General features: G+C 68.1%; 19 protein-coding genes and 1 pseudogene. 15 read left to right on the forward strand and 5 right to left on the reverse strand.

Annotated elements, in window-relative coordinates; translation table 11 throughout:
* Window positions 1–76 precede the first annotated feature (76 nt).
* The 3 genes from QP166_RS01490 to QP166_RS01500 all read right to left on the reverse strand — a co-directional run bounded on the left by QP166_RS01490 (window position 77) and on the right by QP166_RS01500 (window position 3121).
* A complete protein-coding gene (locus tag QP166_RS01490) occupies window positions 77–835 on the reverse strand; it encodes an arginyltransferase (protein ID WP_333914308.1) in 759 nt (252 codons plus the stop codon).
* 122 nt (window positions 836–957) lie between these two features.
* Window positions 958–2199 (reverse strand): threonine ammonia-lyase, encoded by a 1242-nt coding sequence (locus QP166_RS01495; RefSeq protein ID WP_333914309.1) that lies wholly within the window; start codon window positions 2197–2199, stop codon window positions 958–960.
* 202 nt (window positions 2200–2401) lie between these two features.
* Window positions 2402–3121: a DUF4163 domain-containing protein gene (locus QP166_RS01500; protein ID WP_333914310.1), complete on the reverse strand. Its 720-nt coding sequence runs from the start codon at window positions 3119–3121 to the stop codon at window positions 2402–2404.
* 44 nt (window positions 3122–3165) lie between these two features.
* Here QP166_RS01500 and QP166_RS01505 point away from each other — a divergent pair, with 44 nt between their 5' ends.
* The gene (locus tag QP166_RS01505) at window positions 3166–4836 is read left to right on the forward strand and encodes an amidohydrolase (protein WP_333914311.1); all 1671 of its coding nucleotides are present in this window, start codon (window positions 3166–3168) and stop codon (window positions 4834–4836) included.
* Between the two features lie 157 nt (window positions 4837–4993).
* Here QP166_RS01505 and QP166_RS01510 read toward each other — a convergent pair whose 3' ends face one another.
* Both QP166_RS01510 and QP166_RS01515 read right to left on the reverse strand, forming a co-directional pair.
* Window positions 4994–6847 carry a methyl-accepting chemotaxis protein gene (locus QP166_RS01510; protein ID WP_333914312.1) on the reverse strand — a complete coding sequence of 618 codons (1854 nt, stop codon included), beginning with the start codon at window positions 6845–6847 and terminating at the stop codon, window positions 4994–4996.
* Window positions 6848–6933: 86 nt separating this feature from the next.
* Window positions 6934–8295 carry a helix-turn-helix domain-containing protein gene (locus tag QP166_RS01515; protein ID WP_333914313.1) on the reverse strand — a complete coding sequence of 454 codons (1362 nt, stop codon included), beginning with the start codon at window positions 8293–8295 and terminating at the stop codon, window positions 6934–6936.
* A gap of 231 nt (window positions 8296–8526) precedes the next feature.
* Here QP166_RS01515 and QP166_RS01520 point away from each other — a divergent pair.
* The 14 genes and pseudogenes from QP166_RS01520 to QP166_RS01585 all read left to right on the forward strand — a co-directional run bounded on the left by QP166_RS01520 (window position 8527) and on the right by QP166_RS01585 (window position 22921).
* Window positions 8527–10054: pseudogene (locus QP166_RS01520) on the forward strand (acyl-CoA carboxylase subunit beta).
* Complete coding sequence (locus QP166_RS01525) at window positions 10035–10328, forward strand: TfoX/Sxy family DNA transformation protein (RefSeq protein ID WP_333914314.1); 294 nt, start codon at window positions 10035–10037, stop codon at window positions 10326–10328. Before QP166_RS01520 ends, QP166_RS01525 begins: the two are co-directional and overlap by 20 nt.
* Window positions 10325–10747 carry a methylmalonyl-CoA epimerase gene (gene mce / locus QP166_RS01530; protein ID WP_333914315.1) on the forward strand — a complete coding sequence of 141 codons (423 nt, stop codon included), beginning with the start codon at window positions 10325–10327 and terminating at the stop codon, window positions 10745–10747. Before QP166_RS01525 ends, mce begins: the two co-directional genes overlap by 4 nt.
* The gene (locus QP166_RS01535; RefSeq protein WP_333914316.1) at window positions 10744–11538 is read left to right on the forward strand and encodes an enoyl-CoA hydratase-related protein; all 795 of its coding nucleotides are present in this window, start codon (window positions 10744–10746) and stop codon (window positions 11536–11538) included. Before mce ends, QP166_RS01535 begins: the two co-directional genes overlap by 4 nt.
* A 2-nt stretch (window positions 11539–11540) precedes the next feature.
* A complete protein-coding gene (scpA, locus tag QP166_RS01540) occupies window positions 11541–13733 on the forward strand; it encodes a methylmalonyl-CoA mutase (RefSeq protein ID WP_333914317.1) in 2193 nt (730 codons plus the stop codon).
* Window positions 13734–13843: 110 nt separating this feature from the next.
* Window positions 13844–14200, forward strand: a complete 357-nt coding sequence (locus tag QP166_RS01545) for a lysozyme inhibitor LprI family protein (protein WP_333914318.1) — start codon at window positions 13844–13846, stop codon at window positions 14198–14200.
* Complete coding sequence (bioB, locus tag QP166_RS01550) at window positions 14188–15204, forward strand: biotin synthase BioB (protein WP_443027177.1); 1017 nt, start codon at window positions 14188–14190, stop codon at window positions 15202–15204. The genes QP166_RS01545 and bioB overlap by 13 nt, the downstream gene beginning before the upstream one ends.
* Window positions 15205–15214: 10 nt before the next feature.
* Window positions 15215–15478 (forward strand): hypothetical protein, encoded by a 264-nt coding sequence (locus QP166_RS01555; protein ID WP_333914319.1) that lies wholly within the window; start codon window positions 15215–15217, stop codon window positions 15476–15478.
* A 1-nt stretch (window position 15479) separates the two neighbouring features.
* Window positions 15480–15722 carry a DUF2442 domain-containing protein gene (locus QP166_RS01560; protein WP_333914320.1) on the forward strand — a complete coding sequence of 81 codons (243 nt, stop codon included), beginning with the start codon at window positions 15480–15482 and terminating at the stop codon, window positions 15720–15722.
* 22 nt (window positions 15723–15744) lie between these two features.
* Window positions 15745–17847 carry an acetyl/propionyl/methylcrotonyl-CoA carboxylase subunit alpha gene (locus tag QP166_RS01565; protein WP_333914321.1) on the forward strand — a complete coding sequence of 701 codons (2103 nt, stop codon included), beginning with the start codon at window positions 15745–15747 and terminating at the stop codon, window positions 17845–17847.
* Window positions 17848–17916: 69 nt separating this feature from the next.
* The gene (locus tag QP166_RS01570; protein ID WP_333914322.1) at window positions 17917–19428 is read left to right on the forward strand and encodes an efflux transporter outer membrane subunit; all 1512 of its coding nucleotides are present in this window, start codon (window positions 17917–17919) and stop codon (window positions 19426–19428) included.
* Window positions 19428–20798 (forward strand): efflux RND transporter periplasmic adaptor subunit, encoded by a 1371-nt coding sequence (locus QP166_RS01575; protein ID WP_333914323.1) that lies wholly within the window; start codon window positions 19428–19430, stop codon window positions 20796–20798. Before QP166_RS01570 ends, QP166_RS01575 begins: the two co-directional genes overlap by 1 nt.
* Window positions 20788–21537, forward strand: a complete 750-nt coding sequence (locus QP166_RS01580) for an ABC transporter ATP-binding protein (protein ID WP_333914324.1) — start codon at window positions 20788–20790, stop codon at window positions 21535–21537. The genes QP166_RS01575 and QP166_RS01580 overlap by 11 nt, the downstream gene beginning before the upstream one ends.
* A 175-nt stretch (window positions 21538–21712) precedes the next feature.
* Entirely contained in the window at window positions 21713–22921 is a 1209-nt protein-coding gene (locus QP166_RS01585) for an ABC transporter permease (protein ID WP_333914325.1), read from the forward strand.
* Window positions 22922–23064 lie beyond the last annotated feature (143 nt).

The following is a 23064-nucleotide window of genomic DNA, read 5'->3' on the forward strand; positions in this document are numbered from 1 at the left end:
CAATCCAGCGCGTCTCGGTCCGACCCTGGATTGCTTCACTACACTCGCAATGACGGGTTTTACGCCGGAATGTGGATCAAGCGGTCACTGGCTGCGCTTCATCCTCGGGCATCAACACCCAGCCATGCGCCGCGAGCATCTCGATCGGACGATAGCGCGTCTTATACGCCATCCGCTGCGAGCCCTTCACCCAATAGCCTAGGTACACATATGGCAGCCCCGCCTCACGCGCGCGGGCGATATGGTCGAGGATGATGTAATTGCCGAGCGCCGGGCGCGCATCCTGGTCGGTGTCGAAGAAGCTGTAGACCATCGACAGCCCGTCCGCCTGCCGGTCGGTCAGGCAACAGCCGACCAGCTTTCCCGGCCGTCCGTCGTCGGACGGCTCGCGATATTCGACCACCACCGAATTGACCGGCGAATGCTCGATCATGTCGGCAAAGTCGCCTTCGTCCATCGCCGCCATCCCGCCGCCGGGGTGCCGCGCCGACAGATAGCGGCGCATCAGCGTATATTGCTCGTCGGTCGCCCACGGCCGACATGCCGTCACGTCGAGATCGCCGTGGCGGCGGACCAGCTTGCGCTGCGTCGCGTTCGGTTCGAACTCGCGCGTGCGCACCCGCACCGACACGCAGGCGGCACACCCCGCGCAGCTTGGGCGATAGGCGACCGACTGGCTGCGGCGAAAACCGATCCGGCCCAGCGCGTCGTTCAGCTCACCGGCCTCGGGGCCGGTCAATTCGGTGAACACCTTCCGCTCCTGCCGGCCGGGCAGGTACGGGCACGGCTGCGGGCTGGTGACGAAGAAGCGCGGGAAGCGGAACGGTGCCGTCATTCGTGCCGCTCCTTTGCTGCGTCGCCCATGCCTCGGCCCATCGTCTTACCTGCCAACACCTTTATAGGCGATGTCGTGCGACGCGCGAAATGCCGCTTTGGCACAAAAAGCAGTGCCTTGTGTCAGGCCAGCTCGACCGTGCTCACCTCGAACCCCGCCTCGCGCAGGCCGACCATCAACCGGTCGAGATGCGCACGATCGCGCGCCTCGCATTCGATGTCGGTGATCAGGCCCTTGGCGGGCAGGGTGGTGAAGACGCGCTGGTGATAGATTTCGATGATGTTCACCCGCTCGCGATCGAACACCCGCATCACGTTATACAGCGCGCCCGGCTGGTCCTGCAGCCGCAGCCGCAGCCGCGCCAGCCGCCCCGACCGCGCCAGATCGCGCAGCAGCACGTTGGCGAGCAAGCGCGTATCGATATTGCCGCCGCACAGCACGACGCCGATCGTCCGGCCGCGGAAACGCTCGGGATGCGCGAGCAACGCGGCGAGCCCCGCCGCCCCCGCGCCCTCGACCACGGTCTTCTCGATCTGGAGCAACAGGCTCAATGCCTCCTCCAGATAACGTTCGGAGACGAGCACGATATCGTCGACCAGTTGCGCGACCATCTGCGCGGTGATCCCACCCGGCTCCTTGACCGCGATGCCTTCCGCCAGCGTATCGCCGGCGCACGGCATGTCGGTGCCGTTGATGCGATTGTACATCGACGGATACAGCTCGGCCTCGACGCCGACCACCTCGATCGGGCGATCCGCCGCGCGCGCGACCGTCGCCATGCCGGAGATCAGCCCGCCGCCGCCGATCGGCACTACCAGCAGGTCGATCTCGGGATGCTCCTCCAGCATCTCCAGCGCGACGGTGCCTTGCCCCGCGATGATCCGCGGATCATCGAACGGATGCACGAAGGTGAAGCCGCGCTCCGCCTCCAGCACGCGCGCATGGGCGTAGGCGGCGTCGAACGTGTCGCCCTCCAGGATCACGGTCGCGCCGTGGCCCTGCGTCTGCACCACCTTCACCACCGGTGTGTTGCGCGGCATCACGATCGTCACGGGCACGCCCAGCCGGTTGCCGTGATAGGCGAGCCCCTGCGCATGATTGCCCGCCGACGCCGCGATCACGCCCTTGGCGCGCGCTTCGTCGGAGAGTTGCAGCAGCGTGTTGAGCGCGCCGCGCTCCTTGTAGGCGGCGGTGAACTGCAGGTTCTCGAACTTCAGATAGACGGTCGCGCCGGTCAGCTTCGACAGCGTCTGGCTGATCAGCGTCGGCGTCCGCACGACCGCGTCGCCGATGCGGATCTGCGCGGCGCGCACGTCCTCGATCGAGACGGGAAGGGCAGGGGCGGACGCGAGCTTGGTTGCCATGCCGGGGACGTAGCGGAACACCGGTGCGAAAGGAACACCCGCGCGCCGTTACGGTGCGGACCGGGGCAACGAGCGCCATCGCCTTGCCACTACCGTCATTCCCGCGAAGACGGGAATCCAGACACGCTGGTCCCTCTGATGACGCGAGGCGTCCGCGCTTCTGGATCCCCGACTTCGCGGGGATGACGGATGAGGGTGTCGCTCAGGATGGGCGCACGGCCGCGAACGCCCCGCGCCATTCCGGCCGCACGATCGCCAGCACGGCAGGCGTGACCGGCACCGTCATCTCGTACATCCCCTCGGCATAGGAACCCGCGACATATTGCCCGGCGATCAGCCCGATGCGGTCGACCGCGCGGCGGTCGGTCGACCCAAGCAGCACCGTCAGGTCCGACACCGGCGGGCACGGAAAGATATCGCTCGCGCCCGGATCGCTCCCCAGCCGTCGACGCCGCTCGCCTTTCAGCCACGCGCACCAATTTGCACCGAACACGCGCTGCATCGCGGCCGGCGACTCGAACATCGCGCGCGGGTCGACCCGTCGCGCCTTGGCCTTGTCCCACACCAGCGGCTCCAGCGTGGTGTTGCCGTGCGCGCCGCCCGTGAAGCGGTAGGTTTCACCCGACAGGCTCAGCAGCCGCGGCGTTTCGGTCACCACCTTCCATTCGCGCGTGGCGTCGTGCTGGTGGAACGGAAAGTTGCTCTTCGCCGTGTCGCGCCGGTCCTCCGCCGCCAGCCCGGCCGCACGGGTCCGCAGCCGTGCGCGGTCCGCCTCTAGCCAGCGGCGCAGCGGCGCGATCCGCGCGGCGGCGGCCGGATAACGGTACGAGAAGTCGAGTGCCGGGGTCTTCTCGCTTACCTTCGTCTGCGCCGCCGCCGGCACCGCGGACGCCAGCAAGATCAACCCCATCACTCGCCGCATGACATCCCTCGCCAAAGCCGTGCCGCTTCCATATGGCAGCGGACATGAACCGACGCCATCTCACCGCCGCGATCGTAGCGCTTGCCGGCCTTGCGACGACGCTCCCCGCGGGTGCCGACGCGCTGATCGACAACGTCAACGGCCTGACGCTCAACCGTGACCGGCAGGTGGTGCGTTTCAAGGCGATGGTGATCGATGCGCAGGGCAAGGTCGTCCGCCTGATCGCCCCCGACGAACAACCACCCAAGCCGACCAAGAAGAACCCCGGTCCGCGCTACGACTGGCGTGCCGACATGAAGGGGCGCGTGCTGGTGCCCGGCATGATCGACGCGCACGGCCATGTCATTGAACTGGGGCTGGCAGCGCTGACGCTCGACCTGTCCGACACGCGGTCGCTCGACGAGGCCAAGGCGAAGATTGCGGAATACGCGCGCGCCAACCCGGACCGGCAATGGATCATCGGGCGCGGCTGGAACCAGGAAGTGTGGAAGCTCGGGCGCTTTCCGTCCGCCGCCGATCTCGATGCGGTGGTCGGCGACCGCCCGGTCTGGCTGGCACGCGCCGATGGCCACGCCGGTTGGGCGAACAGCGCCGCGCTGAAACTGGCCGGCGTGACCGCCGCGACACAGGCTCCCGCGGGCGGGCGGGTCGAAAAGCCGCTCGGCGTGCTGGTCGATCGCGCCAAGGAACTGGTCGAGCGCGTCGTTCCCAAGGTCAGCCCCAAGGACCGGACCGCCGCCTTTCTCAAGGCGCAGCAGATCCTACTCGGCTACGGCGTCACCGCGGTGGCCGACATGGGGACCAGCGTCGACGACTGGATGACCTATCGACGGATGGGCGACATCAATGCGCTGCGCGTCCGCATCATGTCCTACGGGCTCGGCATCGACACCGCGGTGACGATCGGCGGGACCGGCCCGACGCCGTGGCTATACGACGACCGGCTGCGGCTGGAGGGCGTCAAGCTCTATGCCGATGGCGCGCTCGGGTCGCGCGGCGCGTGGCTGAAGGCAGACTATGCCGATGCGCCGGGGCAGCGCGGGCTCGGCTTCCTCGCCGACGATCAGCTACAGAACATCATGAGCCGCGCCGCGATGGACGGCTATCAGGTCGCGGTCCACGCGATCGGCGATCGCGCCGACAAGCAGGTGCTCGATGCGATCGCCGAACTGTCGGAGACCTATAAGGGCGATCGCCGCTGGCGGATCGAACATGCGCAGATCGTCGATCCCGTCGACATGGCGGCATTCGGCAAATACCGCATCATCGCCTCGATGCAGCCGACCCATCAGACGAGCGATCGCTTGATGGCCGAGGCGCGGCTGGGGCAGGCGCGGCTGGCGGGCGCCTATGCGTGGAAGACGTTGCTCGACGACGGCGCGACCTTGGCGTTCGGGTCGGACTTTCCGGTCGAGAAGCCGGATCCCTGGGCCGGCTGGGCGGCGGCGTTCACGCGCACCGATGCCGACGGGCAGCCGGTCGGCGGCTGGCACCCCGACCAGGCGGTGTCGCGCGAACAGGCATGGTGGGCGTACACCGGCGGCGCCAGCTACGCCGGGTTCGCCGAGCAGAAGTTTGGAACGCTGGCGGCGGGTCAGCGCGCCGACTTCCTGCTGCTCGATCGCGACCCGATGACCGCGACGCCTGCCGACCTGCGCCAGACGAAGGTGCTGGAAACGTGGATCGGCGGCACGAAGGCGTGGGAGCGGAAGTAGCGGCCTCGTCGCCCCGCAATGCCCGCCACCCCGGCGAAGGCCGGGGCCTAGTTGGGGGACGCTGGTGATCACGCGCAGCGCGTTGTTACGACCGCCTTCCCAACTGGGCCCCGGCTTTCGCCGGGGTGGCGATGGAAGCCTCAGGTAGAGGCGCCCCTCAGAACTCCGACCAATCCCCCTGCACCGCCACCGCCGCTGCGCCACGACTCCGCGCGCTGGCGGCGATCCGTGCGCCGGCCTGCGCCGCGCGTGCCTGCAACTGGTGGACCGGCGACGCGGCCGGCGCGGCAACGCCCGACGCTCCCGCTGTCAGGCGGAAGCGCCCGACCTCGCGCGCCATCACGTCGGTTTCCTCGACCAGGCTGCGCGCCGCGGCGGTCGCTTCCTCGACCATCGCCGCATTCTGCTGCGTCACCCCGTCCATCTCCGACACAGCGGTATTGACCTGCTGCAAGCCGGTGGCCTGCTGATCGGCGGCCGAGGCGATGTTGCCGACCAACGTGCTGATCTCGCCGATCCGCGCCGTGATCCGCTGCAAGGCCGCGCCCGCTTCGGCGACGAGCCCGACGCCAAGATCGACCTGCACGGTAGAGGCGGTGATCTTGCTCTTCACGTCCTTCGCGGCATCCGCGGACCGCTGCGCCAACGCGCGAACCTCGCTGGCGACGACCGCAAAGCCCTTGCCCGCGTCACCTGCCCGTGCCGCCTCGACGCCTGCGTTCAACGCCAGCAGGTTGGTCTGGAACGCGATGCCGTCGATCACCGCGATGATCTCGCTGATCTCGTTCGACGAGCGTTCGATCCCGTTCATCGCCTCGACCGCGCGGCGGACCACGTCACCCGAGGCCTCGGCATCGCGGCGCGTTTCCACCACCACCGCATCCGCGCGCGAGGCGGTTTCGGCGGTTTCCTTCACCGTCGTCGTGATCTCGTGCATCGCCGCGGCGGTTTCCTCCAGCGATGCGGCCTGTTGCTCGGTGCGCTGCGACAGATCGTCGGAGGCCTGGCGGATGTCGTTGGCGCCATTGGTGATCCCGGTCGCGCTGGTCGTCACCGCCGCCATGGCCGCGGACACCGCGGTCATCGCGCCGTTGAAATCGTTCTTCAGCTTGGCGAACGGGCCGGTCAGTTCGGCGTCGATCCGCGCGGTCAGGTCGCCCTGCGCCAGCGCGCTCAGCCCGCGGCCGATATTGTCGACGATCAGGGCGGTCTGCTCTTCCTTGGCGCGCTCGGCGGCGGCGAGCTGGTTGCGGAACTGCACCATCACCTTGGCGAGCTGCCCGACTTCGTCGGCGCGCTCGTCGACCGCGACCTGCGTGGAGAGGTCGCCCGACGCGAGCCGTCCGAGCGCCTCGGTCATCGCCTTGATCGGATTGGCGATGCCTCGGATCAGGGCGGTGAGGAGCAGCCCTGCGAGCACCAGCGCCGCGACGACCAGCGCGACCGACAGCACCCGCGAGAAGCTATAAAGCGCGCTCGCCGCATCCATCTCGCTTTCCATCAGCTTGATCTGCACGTCCTGCGACGTGGCCGCCTCGGCATTGGCGCGATCGAACAGCGGCTGGCTGGCGCGGAACGCCTGCGTCGCTTCTTCATTGCGGTTCGCCTCGCCCAGACGGCGCGTCAGCTCCGACCGTGCGACGAACGCCGTCCAGACCTGCCTGAACCGCGCAAGCGAGGCGCGCGCGGCCTGGTTGACCAGCACCTTGTCGAGGAAGACGACGTTCTTGTCGATCAATGCCAGTTGCTCGGTCGCGGCCTGGTCGGCGTCGCGGATCTTGTCGGGTTCGGTCGACAGGATCACCGCCGCTTCGGCGATGCGATAGTCGGACGTCGCGGCGTTGACGGTCGCGATCGCCACCAACTTGTCGCGCCGGTCCTTGCCCAGCATCTCGGTGGCGTGGTTCAATCGCCCCTGCGTCCAGAGCGACATGCCCGCCATCGCGATCAAGGCGAGCGCGAGAATGCCGAAAGCGAGCAGCAGTTTGCGGCCAATCGCCAGATTCTTCATCACCACGGCCTTCGCGACATCTAACTCGATCGGCTCAGCGCTAGGCGGAACAGCTTGATATCCTGTTAAAACGGCGCGGATCGGCCCTATATGACGCGATAGGGCACGACCCCGCGAACCTCGGCTTCGACCACGATCGCGCGATCGGTCGGCGGGAACGCCCGCTGGTCGCAGTCCGATCGCGGGCAGAGACGGCAACTGATCCCGATCGGGGTCGCGGCGCGCAGATCGACCGCATCGGCGTAGACGAAGTCGGCGGCATGGGCCACCTCGCACCCCAATGCGACCGCGTAGCGGCGTGGCGCGCGCGCGAACCGCCCCGAAGGTTTGACCAGCCCATTGGCCATCGAAACATAGCGCACCCCATCGGGCGTCTCGGCGTGTTGCACGAGGATGCGATCCGGAATCGCGACCGCCTCATGGACGTGCCACAACGGGCACGCGCCGCCGAAGCGCGCGAATTGCAGCCGGGTGGCCGAATGGCGCTTGGTGATGTTGCCCGCCATGTCGACACGACAGAAATAGAAGGGAATGCCCTCCGCGCCGGGGCGTTGCAGCGTCGACAGCCGGTGGCACGCCTGTTCGAAGCTGGTGCCGAACCGCCGCGACAGCCGGTCGATATCGTGGCGCACGTCGCGCGCGGCGGTGCGGAATGCCTGATACGGCATCAGCATTGCGCCGGCCGCGTAATTGGCGAGCCCGATCGCCAGCAGCCGCCGCGCCTCCGGCTGCGCCAGACCCGAGGCCGCGACGATCGCCGCGATGGGCGCGGCGAAGGCGAGCGCGGCGATGCGGTGCGCGATCAGGAAGCGGCGGCTTTCCGGCGGCAGCGCGGCATTGAGCCGCAGCACCCCGCCGTCGAAGCGCGCGAGCGGCGCATCCTCCCGCGCTTCGTCGAACAGCGTCACGCCTTGCGCCGCCAACGCTGCATCGATCGGCGTCGCGTGATGCGCCAGCGCCCATTCCTCGGCGGCGCGATCGAGCGGGTCGATGTAATTGCCCGCCTCGTGGAACCAGTCGCGCACCGCCTCCCACGGCAAGCGCGCACCGACGCCCGCGGTCAGCGCTTCCTCGGCGAGCGCGACGCGTTCCTCGGCGGCGCGCTTCGCGGCGTGGAGCGCGATCATCCGGTCGGCGAGCGCGGGGCGTTCCTCGGCGAGGCGCGCGATCTCCTCGGGCGCGAGCGGGGCGACGGCGGGATCGGCGAGCGCCTCGCGCAATGCCACCAGCCGGCGCGCCGGCACGGCGCCCTCGATATCGGCAAGCGCGGCGGGGAAGTGCTGCGCCAACGCCGCGCTGACGGCGGCGGTAAGCGGGCGTTCGTCACTTTCGAGTTGCGACAGATAGCTGACCGACAGGCCAAGGCGGGCGGCCATCGCGCGCTGGTTGAGCTGGGCCGCGGCGCGAAGCGCGCGGAGTTGCGCACCGACGTAGAGGCGGGATTTCACGCGCCGTCGCTCCTGCGTAGGCAGGGGCCCATGTCTGTATCGTGGTCGCGGATCGTCGACACACCAGCCTCTCTCACCGTAACAGTCGTCGCGCAGCACGACACAGCCATAGTCTCCTGCCTACCCAGGAGCGACAAAGGTTCGCAACCTCATCCTTCGCAAGTTCGCAACTTCACATTTGCCCCGCCACGCTCCGCCGGGCACAACGCCGCTCGCGTCCGGGAGAGAACAATGTCATCGACGATCGCCGAACTCGAGAACCGCCGGGCCGCGGCGCGCGCCGGCGGCGGGCAGAAGCGCGTCGATGCGCAGCACGGCAAGGGCAAGCTGACCGCGCGCGAACGCCTCGACGTGCTGCTCGACGAAGGCAGCTTCGAGGAGCTGGACATGTTCGTCGAGCACAATTGCACCGATTTCGGGATGCAGGATCAGGTCGTGCCCGGCGACGGCGTCGTCACCGGATCGGGGACGATCAACGGCCGTCTGGTGTTCGTCTTCTCGCAGGATTTCACCGTCTTCGGCGGCTCGCTCTCCGAACGCCACGCGCAGAAGATCTGCAAGATCATGGATATGGCGCTCAAGGTCGGTGCGCCGGTCATCGGCCTCAACGATCTCGGGCGGCGCCCGCATCCAGGAGGGCGTCGCGTCGCTCGGCGGCTATGCCGAGGTGTTCCAGCGCAACGTGCTCGCCAGCGGTGTCGTCCCGCAGCTCAGCCTCATCATGGGACCGTGCGCGGGCGGGGCGGTCTATTCCCCCGCGATGACCGACTTCATCTTTATGGTGAAGGATTCCAGCTACATGTTCGTCACCGGCCCGGACGTGGTGAAGACCGTCACCAACGAAGTCGTGACGCAGGAGGCGCTGGGCGGCGCGGTGACGCACACCACCAAGACCAGCGTCGCCGATGTCGCCTTCGACAACGATATCGAGGCGCTGCTGGCCGCGCGCGACTTCATCGACTTCCTGCCCTCGTCCAATCGTGAGGGCGTGCCCGAGCGTCCGACCGACGATCCGTGGGACCGCGTCGAGCCCGGACTCGACACGCTGATCCCCGCCAACGCCAACCAACCCTATGACATGCACGAGCTGCTCGCGAAGGTCGTCGACGAAGGCGATTTCTTCGAGATCCAGCCCGCGCATGGCGGCAACATCATCTGCGGCTTCGGGCGGATCGAGGGGCGGACGGTCGGCTTCGTCGCCAACCAGCCGCTGGTGCTGGCGGGGGTGCTCGACATCAATTCCAGCCGCAAGGCGGCGCGTTTCGTACGCTTCTGCGATGCGTTCGAGATCCCGATCGTCACCTTCGTCGACGTGCCCGGCTTCCTGCCCGGCACCGCGCAGGAGCATAACGGCATCATCAAGCACGGTGCGAAACTGTTGTTCGCCTATGCCGAGGCGACGGTGCCCAAGATCACGGTCATCACGCGCAAGGCGTACGGCGGGGCGTATGACGTCATGGCGTCGAAGCATCTGCGCGGCGATCTGAACTACGCATGGCCGACCGCCGAGATCGCGGTGATGGGCGCGAAAGGCGCCGTGGAGATCATCTTCCGCGGCCGCAAGCCGGAAGAGATCGCCGAGCGGACGGCGGAATATGAGGCGCGCTTCGCCAACCCCTTCGTCGCGGCGAGCAAGGGGTTCATCGACGAAGTGATCCAACCGCATTCGACACGGCGACGGATCGCGCTGGGGCTGCGGAAGCTACGGAACAAGGCGCTGGAGAATCCGTGGAAGAAGCATGACAACATTCCGTTGTGACGCCGTTTCGGCCTCAATCGCTCGGCTGGTCGAACTGAAGAATGTCTGCGCGAAAAGCGCCGGCTGGCTGATCGATGTCGGTGTCGATTCGCCCGAACGACTCGTAGAGATCGGCGCGGTCGAGGCATATTGCCGCATCAAAGCCGCTCATCCGAGGGACGTCAGCCTTTGTGCGGTATGGGCGCTGCAGGGCGCAATCGACGGTGTCGCGTCACACCATCTGCCGGCAGACGTCAAGCAGGCGTTGAAGGACGCCGTGAAGGAACGCCAATGACCCTCGGCCGTCTCAACCATGTCGGCGTCGCCACGCCGTCGATCGCGAAGTCAATCGAGACGTATAAAACCCTGCTCGGCGCGGAGGGGATCGGGGTGCCGTTCGATCTGCCAGCGCAGGGCGTCAAAGTGTGCTTCATCGACGCGCCCAACACGCAGATCGAGCTGATCGAACCGTATGACGACACTTCCCCCATCGCCGGCTTCCTGAAGAAGAACCCCGCCGGCGGCCAGCACCACGTCTGTTTCGAGGTGCCCGATATCCACGCCGCGGTCGCCGACCTCAAGGACAAAGGCGCGACGATCCTCGGCGAACCGCGGATCGGCGCGCATGGTACGCCGATCGTCTTCGTCCACCCGCGCGACATGGGCGGCGTGCTGGTCGAACTGATGGAAACCCCGCAGGAGGGCGCGCATTGACCTACGAGACGATCACCTTCGACGTCAGCGATCGTGTCGCGACGCTCGCGATCGACCGGCCCGCGCGGATGAACGCGCTCACCCCGCGCGTCTTCGCCGAATTGACCGCCGCGATCGACGCCGCGCTCGAACAGGGCGCGCGCGCGATCGTGCTGACCGGCACGGGCGGGGCGTTCTGCTCGGGCGCGGACCTGGTTGGCGACGCCAAGGATCCTGGGGCTGCACCCATGCCGCGCGACCTCGGCGAGTCGCTCGACACCAGCTACAACCCCTTCGTTCGCAAGGTCGCCGCGCTCGACGTGCCGCTCCTCACCGCGATCAACGGCCCGGCGGTCGGCGCGGGGCTGGGGCTGGCGTTGCTCGGCGATATCAGCGTCATGGCGCGCTCGGCCTATGTGCTGCTCGCCTTCGTCAACATCGGGCTGGTCCCCGATGCCGGCGCGACATGGCTGGTCGCCAAGGCGGCCGGGCGCACCAAGGCGCTGGAGATGGCGCTGCTCGGCGAGCGCGTCTCTGCCGACGACGCGCTCGCCGCCGGGCTGGTGACGCGCGTCGTCGACGATGCGCAGGTGCTCGCCGAAACGCAGCAGCTTGCGGCAAAGCTCGCCGCCGGGCCATCGGTCGCGATCGGGATGATCCGCAAGCAGGTCGCCGCCGCTTTGTCGCTCGACCTCGACCAGTCGCTGGCGGTCGAGCGCGAGAACCAGACCCGCGCCGGCCACACCCGCGACTTCGCCGAAGCGGTGCGCGCGTTCGGCGAGAAGCGTAAGCCGGTCTTCGAGGGTCGCTGAGCATGGCCGAAGAGCGCAACATCGGCGAGGACAGCGGCGCGGCGGCAGCGATCGGGACGCCCGCCCCGACCGGCACCGAAAGCTGGACCGCCGCCGCCGCCAAGGAGGTGAAGGGCCGCGACCTGACGTGGCGCACCCCCGAGGGGATCGACGTCAAGCCGCTCTACACCCCCGCCGACGTCGAGGGCTGGGACCCCGGCCTGCCCGGCTTCGCGCCGTTCGCGCGCGGGGTGCGCGCGTCGATGTATGCCGGGCGGCCGTGGACGATCCGCCAATATGCGGGCTTCTCGACCGCCGAGGAATCGAACGCTTTCTACCACCGCAACCTGAAGGCGGGGCAGAAGGGGCTGTCAGTCGCGTTCGATCTGGCGACGCATCGCGGGTACGACAGCGACCATCCGCGCGTCACCGGCGACGTCGGCAAGGCGGGTGTGGCGATCGACACCGTCGAGGACATGAAGATCCTGTTCGACGGCATCCCGCTCGACGAAATGTCGGTGAGCATGACGATGAACGGCGCGGTGATCCCGATCCTCGCCTTCTTCATCGTCGCGGGTGAAGAACAGGGCGTCGACCGGAAATTGCTCGACGGGACCATCCAGAACGACATTCTGAAGGAGTTCATGGTCCGCAACACCTATATCTACCCGCCCGAACCGTCGATGCGGATCATCTCCGACATCTTCGCCTATACCTCGGCGGAGATGCCCAAGTTCAACAGCATCTCGATCTCCGGCTATCACATGCAGGAAGCCGGGGCGACGCAGGTGCAGGAACTGGCCTTCACCATCGCCGACGGCATGGAATATGTGAAATACGGGGTCGCATCGGGGCTCGACATCGACAAGTTCGCCGGGCGGCTGAGCTTCTTCTTCGCGATCGGCATGAACTTCTTCATGGAGATTGCCAAGCTGCGCGCCGCGCGGGTGCTGTGGCACCGGGTCATGACCGAACTCGGCGCGAAGGACGAGCGCAGCAAGATGCTGCGCACGCACTGCCAGACCAGCGGCGTCTCGCTGACCGAGCAGGATCCTTACAACAACGTCATGCGCACGACGATCGAGGCGATGGCGGCGATGCTCGGCGGCACGCAATCGCTGCACACCAACGCGCTGGACGAGGCGATCGCGCTGCCGACCGATTTCTCCGCCCGGATCGCGCGCAACACGCAATTGGTGATCCAGGAAGAGACGGGGATGACCAACGTCGTCGATCCGCTCGGCGGCAGTTATTATGTCGAGGCGCTGACCAAGCGGCTGGTCGACGATGCCTGGACGATCATCGAGCGTGTCGAGCGCGAGGGCGGGATGGCCAAGGCGGTCGCGGCGGGCTGGCCCAAGGCGATGATCGAGGAAGCGAGCGCAGCGCGCGCGGCGCGCGTCGATCGCGGCGAGGACGTGATCGTCGGCGTCAACAAATACCGCAAGGAGAATGAAGACCCGGTCGAGATCCTCGCGATCGACAATCACGCCGTCCGCGATGCGCAGGTGCGTCGTATTCGGGAGGTGAAGGCGGCGCGCGACGAGGCGAAGGCACGCGCGGCGCTCGACGCATTGCGCGACGGCGCGCGCGGCGACGCGAACCTGCTCGCGCTCGCGGTCGATTGCGCGCGCGCCCGCGCCACGCTCGGCGAGATTTCCTCGGCGATGGAGGAGGTGTTCGGCCGCTACGGTACGCAGCCGACGCCGGTGAAGGGCGTCTACGGCGGCGCCTATACCGACGACGCGCGCTGGACGCGGCTCGAGGACGGCGTCGCCGCCACCGAGCGGCGGCTGGGGCGCAAGCCGCGAATGCTGGTCGCGAAGATGGGGCAGGACGGTCACGACCGCGGTGCCAATCTGGTCAGCAGCATGTTCGGCGATCTCGGGTTCGAGATCGTGCCCGGCCCGCTGTTCCAGACCCCGGAGGAAGCCGCGAAGCTGGCGCTGGAGAAGGATGTCGATGTCGTCGGCGCCTCCAGTCTGGCGGCCGGGCACAAGACGCTGATCCCCGAACTGATCGGGCATCTGCGCGATGCTGGCCGCGCCGATATCAAGGTGATCGCGGGCGGGGTGATCCCCGCGCAGGATTATCAGGCGCTGTTCGATGCGGGCGTGCAGGCGATCTTCGGGCCGGGCACCAATCTGATCACGGCGGCGGAGGAAGTGTTGCGGCTGCTCGGCCACAACATGCCCCCGCAGGGAGAAGCGGCATGATGGACGGGACACCTCATCCCCACACACTGCGTCACCCCGGCGCAGGCCGCGCGGCCGGCAACCTGGCTCCGGCCTCCGCCGGGGTGACGGCAGTGTTGGGAATAGCGGCATTGGCAGCATCGCTGCTGTCCACCCCCGCCACCGCCCAGACCCAGGCCGACATGAACGCGCAGGCCGCCGCCAGCTACAAGACCGCCGACGCGGCGATGAACGCGCAATGGCCGCGCACCTATGCCGCGATGAAGCGTCACGACGCGGGCGATACCACGCGCGGCGGCGGCTTCGGCTATGCCGCGGCGACGCTCGCCAGCCAGCGCGCATGGCTGACGTTCCGCGACAAACAGTGCACGATCGAAGGTGGCGAGTTCGCCGGCGGCTCGCTCCAGCCGATGGCGCGCTTGCAGTGTCTGGCGCGGCTGACCAAGGAGCGCACCACGCAATTGAAGGACCTGATGTGGCAACGCTGATCGAGACGACGACCCGCAACGACTGGACGCGCGAGGAAATCGCCGACCTGTTCGACCTGCCGTTCGACGAGTTGATGTACCGCGCGCAGACCGTCCACCGCGCGCATCACGCGCCCTCGGAGGTGCAGCTCTGCACGCTCCTGTCGATCAAGACCGGCGGCTGCCCGGAGGATTGCGGCTATTGCTCGCAATCGGTCGCGGCGGAGAGCGGGGTCAAGGCGACCAAGCTGATGGACGTGCAGGCGGTGCTCCAGCGTGCCGCCGAGGCCAAGGACGCCGGCTCGCAGCGCTTCTGCATGGGCGCGGCGTGGCGCAACCCCAAGGACCGCGACATGGATGCGATCATCCAGATGATCGAGGGCGTGCGCGGCATGGGGATGGAAACCTGCATGACGCTGGGGATGCTGACGCCGGAGCAGGCGCAGCGGCTGGGCGAGGCGGGCCTCGACTATTACAACCACAATATCGACACCTCGCCCGAGCGTTACGCCGACGTCATCACGACGCGAACGTTCGGCGAGCGGCTCGACACGCTGGAGAATGTCCGCTCGGCGGGGATCAACGTCTGCTGCGGCGGGATCGTCGGCATGGGTGAGACGCGTTCGGATCGCGTCGGCTTCGTCCATGCGCTGGCGACCTTGCCGCGTCACCCGGAGAGCGTGCCGGTCAACGCGCTGGTGCCGGTCAAGGGTACGGTGCTCGGCGACATGCTCGCCGACACGCCGCTCGCCAAGATCGACGACATCGAGTTCGTCCGCACCGTCGCGGTCGCGCGGATCACGATGCCGCTCAGCATGGTGCGGCTGTCGGCCGGGCGCGAGAGCATGGGCGAGGCGACGCAGGCGCTCTGCTTCATGGCTGGCGCGAACTCGATCTTCACCGGCGACAAACTGCTGACCGCGGGCAATCGCGGCGACAGCGCGGATACGGCGCTGTTCGCGAAACTTGGCGTGCGACCGATGGAAGCGCCCGAGCCGATGCGGGTGTTCGAGGCCGCGGAGTAGAGGATCTCATATGAACCCGACGAAGGAAGTCATTGAAAATCGGATCGAAGAATTTGATCGGGATGGCGAAGAACGCTTTCTAGCGCGGTACGCAAACGGAATTGGGGCCAAATCGCATATTATGGTAAAGAGCGGGAAGGCTTATCCTACGAAAGCGCTCTGGGCTTCCGCTTTTGATCCTCCAATATCGCCCCGCGCTTTTCAATCTCTTGAGGCGGTCGCGGGTTTGCAGTCATTCGGCTTTGAATGCTTCCATAAAATAGAGCCAAGCTAACATGCGCGAGCAAGAGGTTTCGGACGTCCGGTTCGACGACGCCAGCCTGATCGTCGACCTCATGGACGGGCGCACGATCGCCGTGCCGCTCGCCCGGTATCCGCGGCTGCTGCACGCCAGCCCGGCGCAGCGCGCCGGTTGGGAGAAGGCGGGGGCGGGGTACGGCATCCACTGGCCGGATATCGACGAAGACCTGAGTACGGACGGCTTGCTGCGCGGCGTCCCGGCGGCACGCGCGAACTGATAAAAGAAAACAGGAGAGGCCGTTGTTCAAGAAGATCCTGGTCGCCAATCGTGGCGAGATCGCCTGCCGGGTGTTCCGCACCGCCAAGAAGATGGGCATCGCCACCGTCGCGGTCTATTCGGATGCCGATGCGCGCAGCCCGCATGTGCTGATGGCGGACGAGGCGGTGCGGCTCGGGCCGGCGCCGGCGGCGGACAGCTATCTCAAGGCGGAGCTGATCCTGCTCGCCGCCAGGGAGACCGGCGCGGACTGCATCCACCCCGGTTACGGCTTCCTCTCCGAACGCGAGAGCTTTGCGCGCGCCTGCGCCGAGGCCGGGATCGCCTTCGTCGGCCCGCCGCCGAACGCGATCGCCGCGATGGGCGACAAGATCGAGTCGAAGAAGCTCGCCAAGGCGGCGGGCGTCAACGTCGTCCCCGGCTATCTCGGTGAGATCGCCGACACCGACGAGGCGGTGCGGATCGCGTCCGAGATCGGCTTCCCGGTGATGATGAAGGCCAGCGCGGGCGGCGGTGGCAAGGGGATGCGGCTGGCGTGGAGCGAGCAGGACGTCCGCGACGGCTTCGAGGCGACCAAGCGCGAGGGGCTGGCGAGCTTCGGCGACGACCGGGTGTTCATCGAAAAGTTCATCGAGAGCCCGCGCCATATCGAAATCCAGCTGCTCGGCGATCAGCACGGCAACATCGTCTATCTCAACGAACGCGAATGCTCGATCCAGCGCCGCCACCAGAAGGTGGTCGAGGAAGCACCGTCGCCGTTCGTCACCCCGCAGATGCGTCGCGCGATGGGCGAGCAGGCGGTCGCGCTGGCTCGTGCGGTCGGCTATTACAGCGCGGGCACGGTCGAGCTGATCGTCTCGGGCGCGGATACGACCGGCGAGAGCTTCTACTTCCTCGAAATGAACACCCGGCTGCAGGTCGAACATCCGGTGACCGAGGAGATCACCGGGCTCGATCTGGTCGAGCAGATGATCCGGGTGGCGGCGGGCGAGACGCTGTCGTTCGGGCAGGAAGACGTTCGGCTCGACGGCTGGTCGATCGAGAATCGCGTCTATGCCGAGGACCCGTATCGCGGCTTCCTGCCGAGCATCGGGCGGCTGGTGCGCTACGCGCCGCCTTCGACCACCACCGACGACCCGTCATCCCCGCGCAGGCGGGGATCCAGAACCCATGTCGTCGATGGGGCCGAGACGTCGGCGGGTCTGGATTCCCGTCTTCGCGGGAATGACGATGCGGGTGACGGGAACGCGGTGCGCATCCGCGTCGACGACGGCGTCGCGGAGGGCGGCGAGGTCAGCATGTTCTACGACCCGATGATCGCCAAGCTGGTGACATGGGCTCCCACCCGCGAAGCGGCGATCGACGCGCAGGTCGCCGCGCTCGACGCCTTCACGATCGAAGGGCCGGGGACCAACCTCCATTTCCTGTCGGCGCTGATGCAGCACCCGCGCTTCCGCTCGGGCAACATCACCACCGGCTTCATCGCCGAGGAATATCCGGATGGGTTCCACGGCGCGCCCGCCGCACCCGCGCTGCTGACGACGCTCGCCGCGATCGGCGCGGTTGCGGCGCATGCGCAGGTGACCCGCGCGCGGCTGGTCGACGGGCAGCTCGGCCACGTCCTGTCGGCGCCGAGCGACTGGATCGCCCGCGTCGATGGGCACGATCATGCCGTGACGATCCGCGACGGCCGCGTCACCGTCGACGGCACCCCGCTCGATGCCGCGATCGACTACACCCCCGGCGCGCCCACCGCGCAGGTGGACGGCGACGATCCGCTCTCCGTCGCGATCACCAAGGGCCGCGACGGGTTCACGCTCACCGCACGTGGCGCGCGTCACAAGGTGCGCGTCCTGCCGGCGCATGTCGCGCCTTATGCCGCGCATCTGATCGAGAAGGTCCCGCCCGACCTGTCGAAGTTCCTGATCGCGCCGATGCCGGGGCTGCTCGTCCGGCTCGACGTTGCGGCGGGCGACCGCGTCGAGGCCGGGCAGGCGCTGGCAGTGGTCGAGGCGATGAAGATGGAGAACATCCTGCGGGCCGAGAAATCCGGTATCGTCGCTGCGGTAAAGGCGCAGGCCGGTGACAGTCTGGCGGTCGATCAGGTCATTCTCGAGCTGGAATGATGCCGCCGCGACATATCGCGACATATTAGCGCTGGACGCGCGCCTTATGCGTGCGTCATGCACGACGACATGAGGCGCGTTCTTCTCTGCACGACGATGGCGCTGGCGGCTGCCGGCTGCACCGTCGGCCCCGATTATCGTCCGCCCGCCGCTGCCGAGCTGGCCGTGCCCGCCGGCTATTCGGTGCGCGGCGCGCCGACGCCCGAGGATCTGACGCGCTGGTGGCAACGCTTCGACGATCCGGTGCTCGGACAGTTGGTCGAGCAGGCGTCGGCCGCGAACACCGATGTCGCGCAGGCGGTGGCGCGGTTGCGGCAGGCGCGCGAGGCGCTGGTGCAGAGCCGGTCGAACCTGTTGCCGACGATCAGCGGCAACACCGGCTACAGCCGCTCGGAGACGCTGCGCGGCGGCGGGCAGACGATTACGCTCCCCGATGGCACCGTCCAGAACATCGGCGGCGGGGGCGGGGCCAACAACTTCTCGCTCGGCGGCAGCGCTTCCTACCAGCTCGGGCTGTTCGGTGAGGTGCGCCGCACGATCGAGGCCAGCCGTGCGCAATATGAATCGTCGGGGTTCGACTATGCCGCCGCGCTGCTGACCGTCCAGCAGGAAACCGCGCAGAACTACATCCTCGCGCGGCTCTACCAGCAGCAGCTCGCCAATGCCCGCGCCAGCCTGGCGTTGCAGGAGGACAATCTCGAGATCGCGGGCTTCCGCCTTCAGGCCGGGCTCGTCTCGTCGCTCGATCAGGAGCAGGCGCGGCAGCAGCGTGCGCAGACCGCCGCGACGATCCCGACGCTCGAACAACAATATAACGCCGCAGTGTCGCGGCTCGGCGTGCTGACCGCGCAGGCGCCCGGCGCGCTCAAGCCGTTGCTGGCCGAGGTCCGCGCGATCCCGACCGGGACCCCGCCCGCCGGGATCGGCATCCCCGCCGACGTGCTCCGCCAGCGCCCCGACGTGCGCGCCGCCGAACGCGCGCTTGCCGCGGCCACCGCGCAGATCGGCGTCGCGCAGGCGGCGCTCTATCCGAACTTCGCGTTCAGTGGGAACATCAACGCGCGCGCCAACACCGTCGGCTCGCTGCTCGACACCGTCACCGGCGGCTTGTTCGCCGGGTTGACGCAGGCGATCTTCAACGGTGGCCGGCTGCGTAGCCAGGTGCGCGGTCAGGAGGCCGCGGCCGACGCCGCGCTTGCCGCCTATAAAGGTACGGTGCTCACCGCGCTCGAGGACGTCGAGAATGCGGTCGTCGCGCTCGACACCGCCGATCGTCGCGAGCGCGAGCTGTCGGTCGCGTTCGACGCCGCCGGCAACGCCGCCTTGCTGTCGCGCGAACAATATCGCAGCGGGTTGAGCGACTTCACGACACTCAGCCAGCAGGAGGCGACGCTGCTCACCACCCGCAACAGCGCGGCACAGGCACGTGCCGACGAGGCGACCGCGCTGGTGCAGCTCTTCGCCGCGCTCGGCGGCGGCTGGGACAGCACGACGGTGCCGACCGCCCCGCCGCGGGTCGCTCCTGCGCCGACGCTCGCCCAACCGGCTCCGACGCCCGCCTCCACCAACGGAAATCCCTGATGGCCGACCCCAATCTCGACGATTTCCTCGGTGTGAAGCCGCAGCCGGCATGGCGGCGCTGGGGCAAATGGGTGCTGGTGCTCGCCGCGGTCGTGCTGGTCGGGCTGCTGCTGTCGCGCTGCGTGTTTGGCGATCCCGACAAGGTCGATTACGCCACCACGCCGGTGACGCGCGGACGGCTGACCGTCTCGGTCTCGGCGACCGGCAAGCTGGCGCCGACCAATCAGGTCACGGTCGGCTCGCAGCTGTCGGGGCTCGTCACCAAGGTGGTGGTCGACGTCAACGACCGCGTCACCGCCGGGCAACCGCTCGCGCTGATCGACCCCGAGCAGATCGACGACCAGATCAACGCCGCCAAGGCGACGCTCGCCGCCAACGAGGCGCAGGTGGCGCAGGCGCGCGCGACGCTGGCGGAGTCGCAGGCGCAGCTCGCCCGACTCAACGAAGTCTATCGCCTGTCGAAAGGCCGGGTACCGTCGAAGACCGAATTGCAGACCGGGCAGGCCGATGCGCAACGCGCACGCGCCGCGCTCAACGTCGCGCAGGCGAACGTCACCGCCGCGCGCGCGCAATTGTCGCAGCAACAGACGCAGCGCGCGCGTGCGATCATCCGCTCGCCCGTCAACGGCGTGGTGCTGGCGCGACAGGTCGATCCCGGCCAGACGGTCGCGGCGTCGTTCAACACCCCGACCTTGTTCGTCATCGCCGAGGACCTGACGCGCATGAAGTTGGAGGTCGCGATCGACGAGGCCGATGTCGGCGAGGTACAGGTTGGCCAGAAGGCGACCTTCACCGTCGACGCCTTCCCCGGCAAGACCTTCCCGGCCGCGATCACGCGCGTCGATCTCGGCTCCAACCTGACCGTCAGCAACGCGACGGCTTCGTCGTCGAGCAGCTCCGGCACCACCAGCACCACCGGCCAGGTGGTGTCCTATGCCGCCGACCTGACCGTCGCCAACCCGACCTTGCAATTGCGCCCCGGCATGACCGCAACCGCCGACATCGTCACCGCCGACCGCCAGAACGTGCTGCTCGTCCCCAACGCCGCCTTCCGCTTCAAGCCGGGCGCGGGCGGCGGGAAGCGTGGCGGCATCACCGGCACGATCCTCGCCGGCCCGCCGCGCCGCAACGCCGCCCAGCGCAGCGCGACGCTCGGGCGCGGCGCGACGCAGACGGTCTACGTCAAGGGCGCGGACGGCACGCCGCAGCCGGTGCAGGTCACGACCGGCGACACCAACGGCACGCTGACCGAGGTGACCGCGGGCGGGCTCCAGCCCGGACAGCAGGTCATCACCGGGCAATTGGCGGCGGGCGAGAGCGCGGGCACGGCGGGCGGCGCGGCGAAGGGCGGCCGGTCGCGTGGCCAGTGACGCACCGCCGCTGATCGCGTTGCGCGCCGTCACCAAGGTCTATGGTCAGGGCGCGACGCAGTTTCAGGCGCTGAAGGGCGTCGACCTCGATATCGCCGCCGGCGATTTCGTCGCGGTGATGGGGCCGTCGGGGTCGGGCAAGTCGACGACGATGAACATCCTCGGCTGCCTCGACGTGCCGTCGGCGGGGACGTTCCTGTTCCGCGGCCACCACGTCGAGACGCTTGGCCGCGACGAGCGCGCGCTGCTGCGACGGCGCTATCTCGGCTTCGTCTTTCAGGGCTTCAACCTGCTCAGCCGCACCACCGCGCTCGAGAATGTCGAGCTGCCCTTGCTCTATCGCGGCGACGAGAAGCGCGCACGCCGCGCGACCGCGATGGCGGCGCTCGAGAAGGTCGGGCTCGATCGCTGGTGGGATCATACCCCCGCCGAACTGTCGGGCGGCCAGCAGCAGCGCGTCGCGATCGCCCGCGCGATCGTCACCCGCCCCGACGTGCTGCTCGCCGACGAGCCGACCGGCAACCTCGATTCGGAACGCTCGATCGAGATCATGGAATTGCTGACCGACCTCAATCGCGAGAGCGGGATCACCGTGCTGATGGTCACCCACGAACCCGACATGGCCGCCTTCGCGCGCACCGTCGTCCACTTTAAGGACGGGCTGGTCGAGCGGATCGAAACGCAGCACGCGCAGGGGAGAAGGTGTCGTGAACCATTTACTTCCCCTCGCCCCTCCTAGGGGAGAGGGATACGGAGACTTGGCGGCTACGCCGCCTAGTCGCAGTTGGGTGAGGGTCTGCGGCGCGCCGCGCCGCGCGCGCCAAAGGCGCGCTCGACCCCTCACCAAGCTTCGCTAACGAGCAAGCTCGCAAGCTGCGCTATCCTCTCCCCTGTCCAGGGGAGAGGGCAGTAACATGTTCGGCACCACGCTCCTCCTCGCATTGCGGTCGATCCGCCGCCACATCCTGCGGTCGTTCCTGACGATCCTCGGCATCGTCATCGGCGTCGGCGCGGTGGTGACGATGGTGACGCTCGGCAAGGCGACCACCGCGGCGGTCCAGTCACAGATCGCCGCGCTCGGCACCAACATCCTCCAGATCCGCCCGGGTCAGGGCTTCGGCCGCGGCGGCGGCGGGCCGCGTCCGCCCGACTTCGCCCCCGAGGACGTGACCGCGATCGCGACGCAGATCGCCGGCGTCACCGCGGTCGCCCCGCAGGCGCAGGCCAGCGCGACCGCGATCTACGAAGGGGCGAACTGGTCGACGACGATCAACGGCACCACAGCGGCCTATTTCCAGGTCCAGCCGTGGCCGCTCGCCAGCGGGCGCTACTGGACCACGCCCGAGGAACAGGCCGGCAAGGCGGTGTGCATCATCGGCAATACCGTCCGCCAGAACCTGTTCCGCGGCGGCGAGGCGGTCGGCGAGCGCTTCCGGCTCGGTGACGTCAGCTGCGACGTGATCGGCACGCTCAGCACGCGCGGGCAGGCCGGCTTCGGAGGCGATCAGGACGATGTCGTCATCATGCCGATCAAGGCGGTGCAGCGTCGCTTCACCGGCAGCCGCGACATCCGCCTGATGCTGGTCGGCGTCGACCAGCGGTATCAGACCGCGAGCGTCCAGTCCGCAATCACCGACCTGCTGCGCGAACGCCGCAAGATCACCGACGGGCGCGAGGACAATTTCAACATCTTCGACACCAAGCAGATCAGCGACACGCTGACCGGCACCACCACCGCGCTGACCCGGATCGTCGCGGCGGTGGCGGCGATCAGCCTCGTGGTCGGCGGGATCGGCATCATGAACATCATGCTGGTCAGCGTCACCGAACGCACGCGCGAGATCGGCATCCGGCTCGCGATCGGCGCGGTGGCGAACGAGGTGCTGCTGCAATTCCTCGTCGAGGCGGTGGCGCTGTCGTGCCTCGGCGGGCTGATCGGGCTGCTGATCGCGCAGGCGGTGATCGCCGGGCTGACCCCGCTGCTCGACGTGCCGTGGACGTTCGATCCGCAGATCAACATGATCGCCTTCGCGATCTCGGCGGTTATCGGGGTCGTCTTCGGCTATTTCCCGGCCCGGCGCGCCGCGGCGCTCAATCCGATCGACGCACTCCGCCACGAATAGAGCGATCCGAAAAGCCCTTCGCGTGAGGTGATTGTGCTCCTGCGAACGCAGGAGTCCAGAGCCAAGTAGAACAACGCCTTATGGTGTGTGCAACCCTGTGCTCCTGCCGTCGCAGGAGCACAGAAGAGGAAGTCGCAAGCACC

Origin of the sequence: Sphingomonas sp. LR60 (assembly GCF_036855935.1) — a bacterium.
Lineage (GTDB): Bacteria > Pseudomonadota > Alphaproteobacteria > Sphingomonadales > Sphingomonadaceae > Sphingomonas.

Excerpts from the sequence above, each read along its gene's own strand:
- QP166_RS01575 (WP_333914323.1), top strand. The coding sequence starts at position 19,428 with ATGGCCGACCCCAATCTCGACGATTTCCTCGGTGTGAAGCCGCAGCCG.
- QP166_RS01510 (WP_333914312.1), bottom strand. The coding sequence starts at position 6,847 with ATGAAGAATCTGGCGATTGGCCGCAAACTGCTGCTCGCTTTCGGCATT.
- QP166_RS01585 (WP_333914325.1), top strand. The coding sequence starts at position 21,713 with ATGTTCGGCACCACGCTCCTCCTCGCATTGCGGTCGATCCGCCGCCAC.
- QP166_RS01500 (WP_333914310.1), bottom strand. The coding sequence starts at position 3,121 with ATGCGGCGAGTGATGGGGTTGATCTTGCTGGCGTCCGCGGTGCCGGCG.
- QP166_RS01560 (WP_333914320.1), top strand. The coding sequence starts at position 15,480 with ATGCGCGAGCAAGAGGTTTCGGACGTCCGGTTCGACGACGCCAGCCTG.
- QP166_RS01490 (WP_333914308.1), bottom strand. The coding sequence starts at position 835 with ATGACGGCACCGTTCCGCTTCCCGCGCTTCTTCGTCACCAGCCCGCAG.
- mce (WP_333914315.1), top strand. The coding sequence starts at position 10,325 with ATGACCCTCGGCCGTCTCAACCATGTCGGCGTCGCCACGCCGTCGATC.
- QP166_RS01505 (WP_333914311.1), top strand. The coding sequence starts at position 3,166 with ATGAACCGACGCCATCTCACCGCCGCGATCGTAGCGCTTGCCGGCCTT.
- QP166_RS01570 (WP_333914322.1), top strand. The coding sequence starts at position 17,917 with ATGAGGCGCGTTCTTCTCTGCACGACGATGGCGCTGGCGGCTGCCGGC.
- QP166_RS01555 (WP_333914319.1), top strand. The coding sequence starts at position 15,215 with ATGAACCCGACGAAGGAAGTCATTGAAAATCGGATCGAAGAATTTGAT.
- QP166_RS01525 (WP_333914314.1), top strand. The coding sequence starts at position 10,035 with ATGACAACATTCCGTTGTGACGCCGTTTCGGCCTCAATCGCTCGGCTG.
- scpA (WP_333914317.1), top strand. The coding sequence starts at position 11,541 with ATGGCCGAAGAGCGCAACATCGGCGAGGACAGCGGCGCGGCGGCAGCG.
- QP166_RS01495 (WP_333914309.1), bottom strand. The coding sequence starts at position 2,199 with ATGGCAACCAAGCTCGCGTCCGCCCCTGCCCTTCCCGTCTCGATCGAG.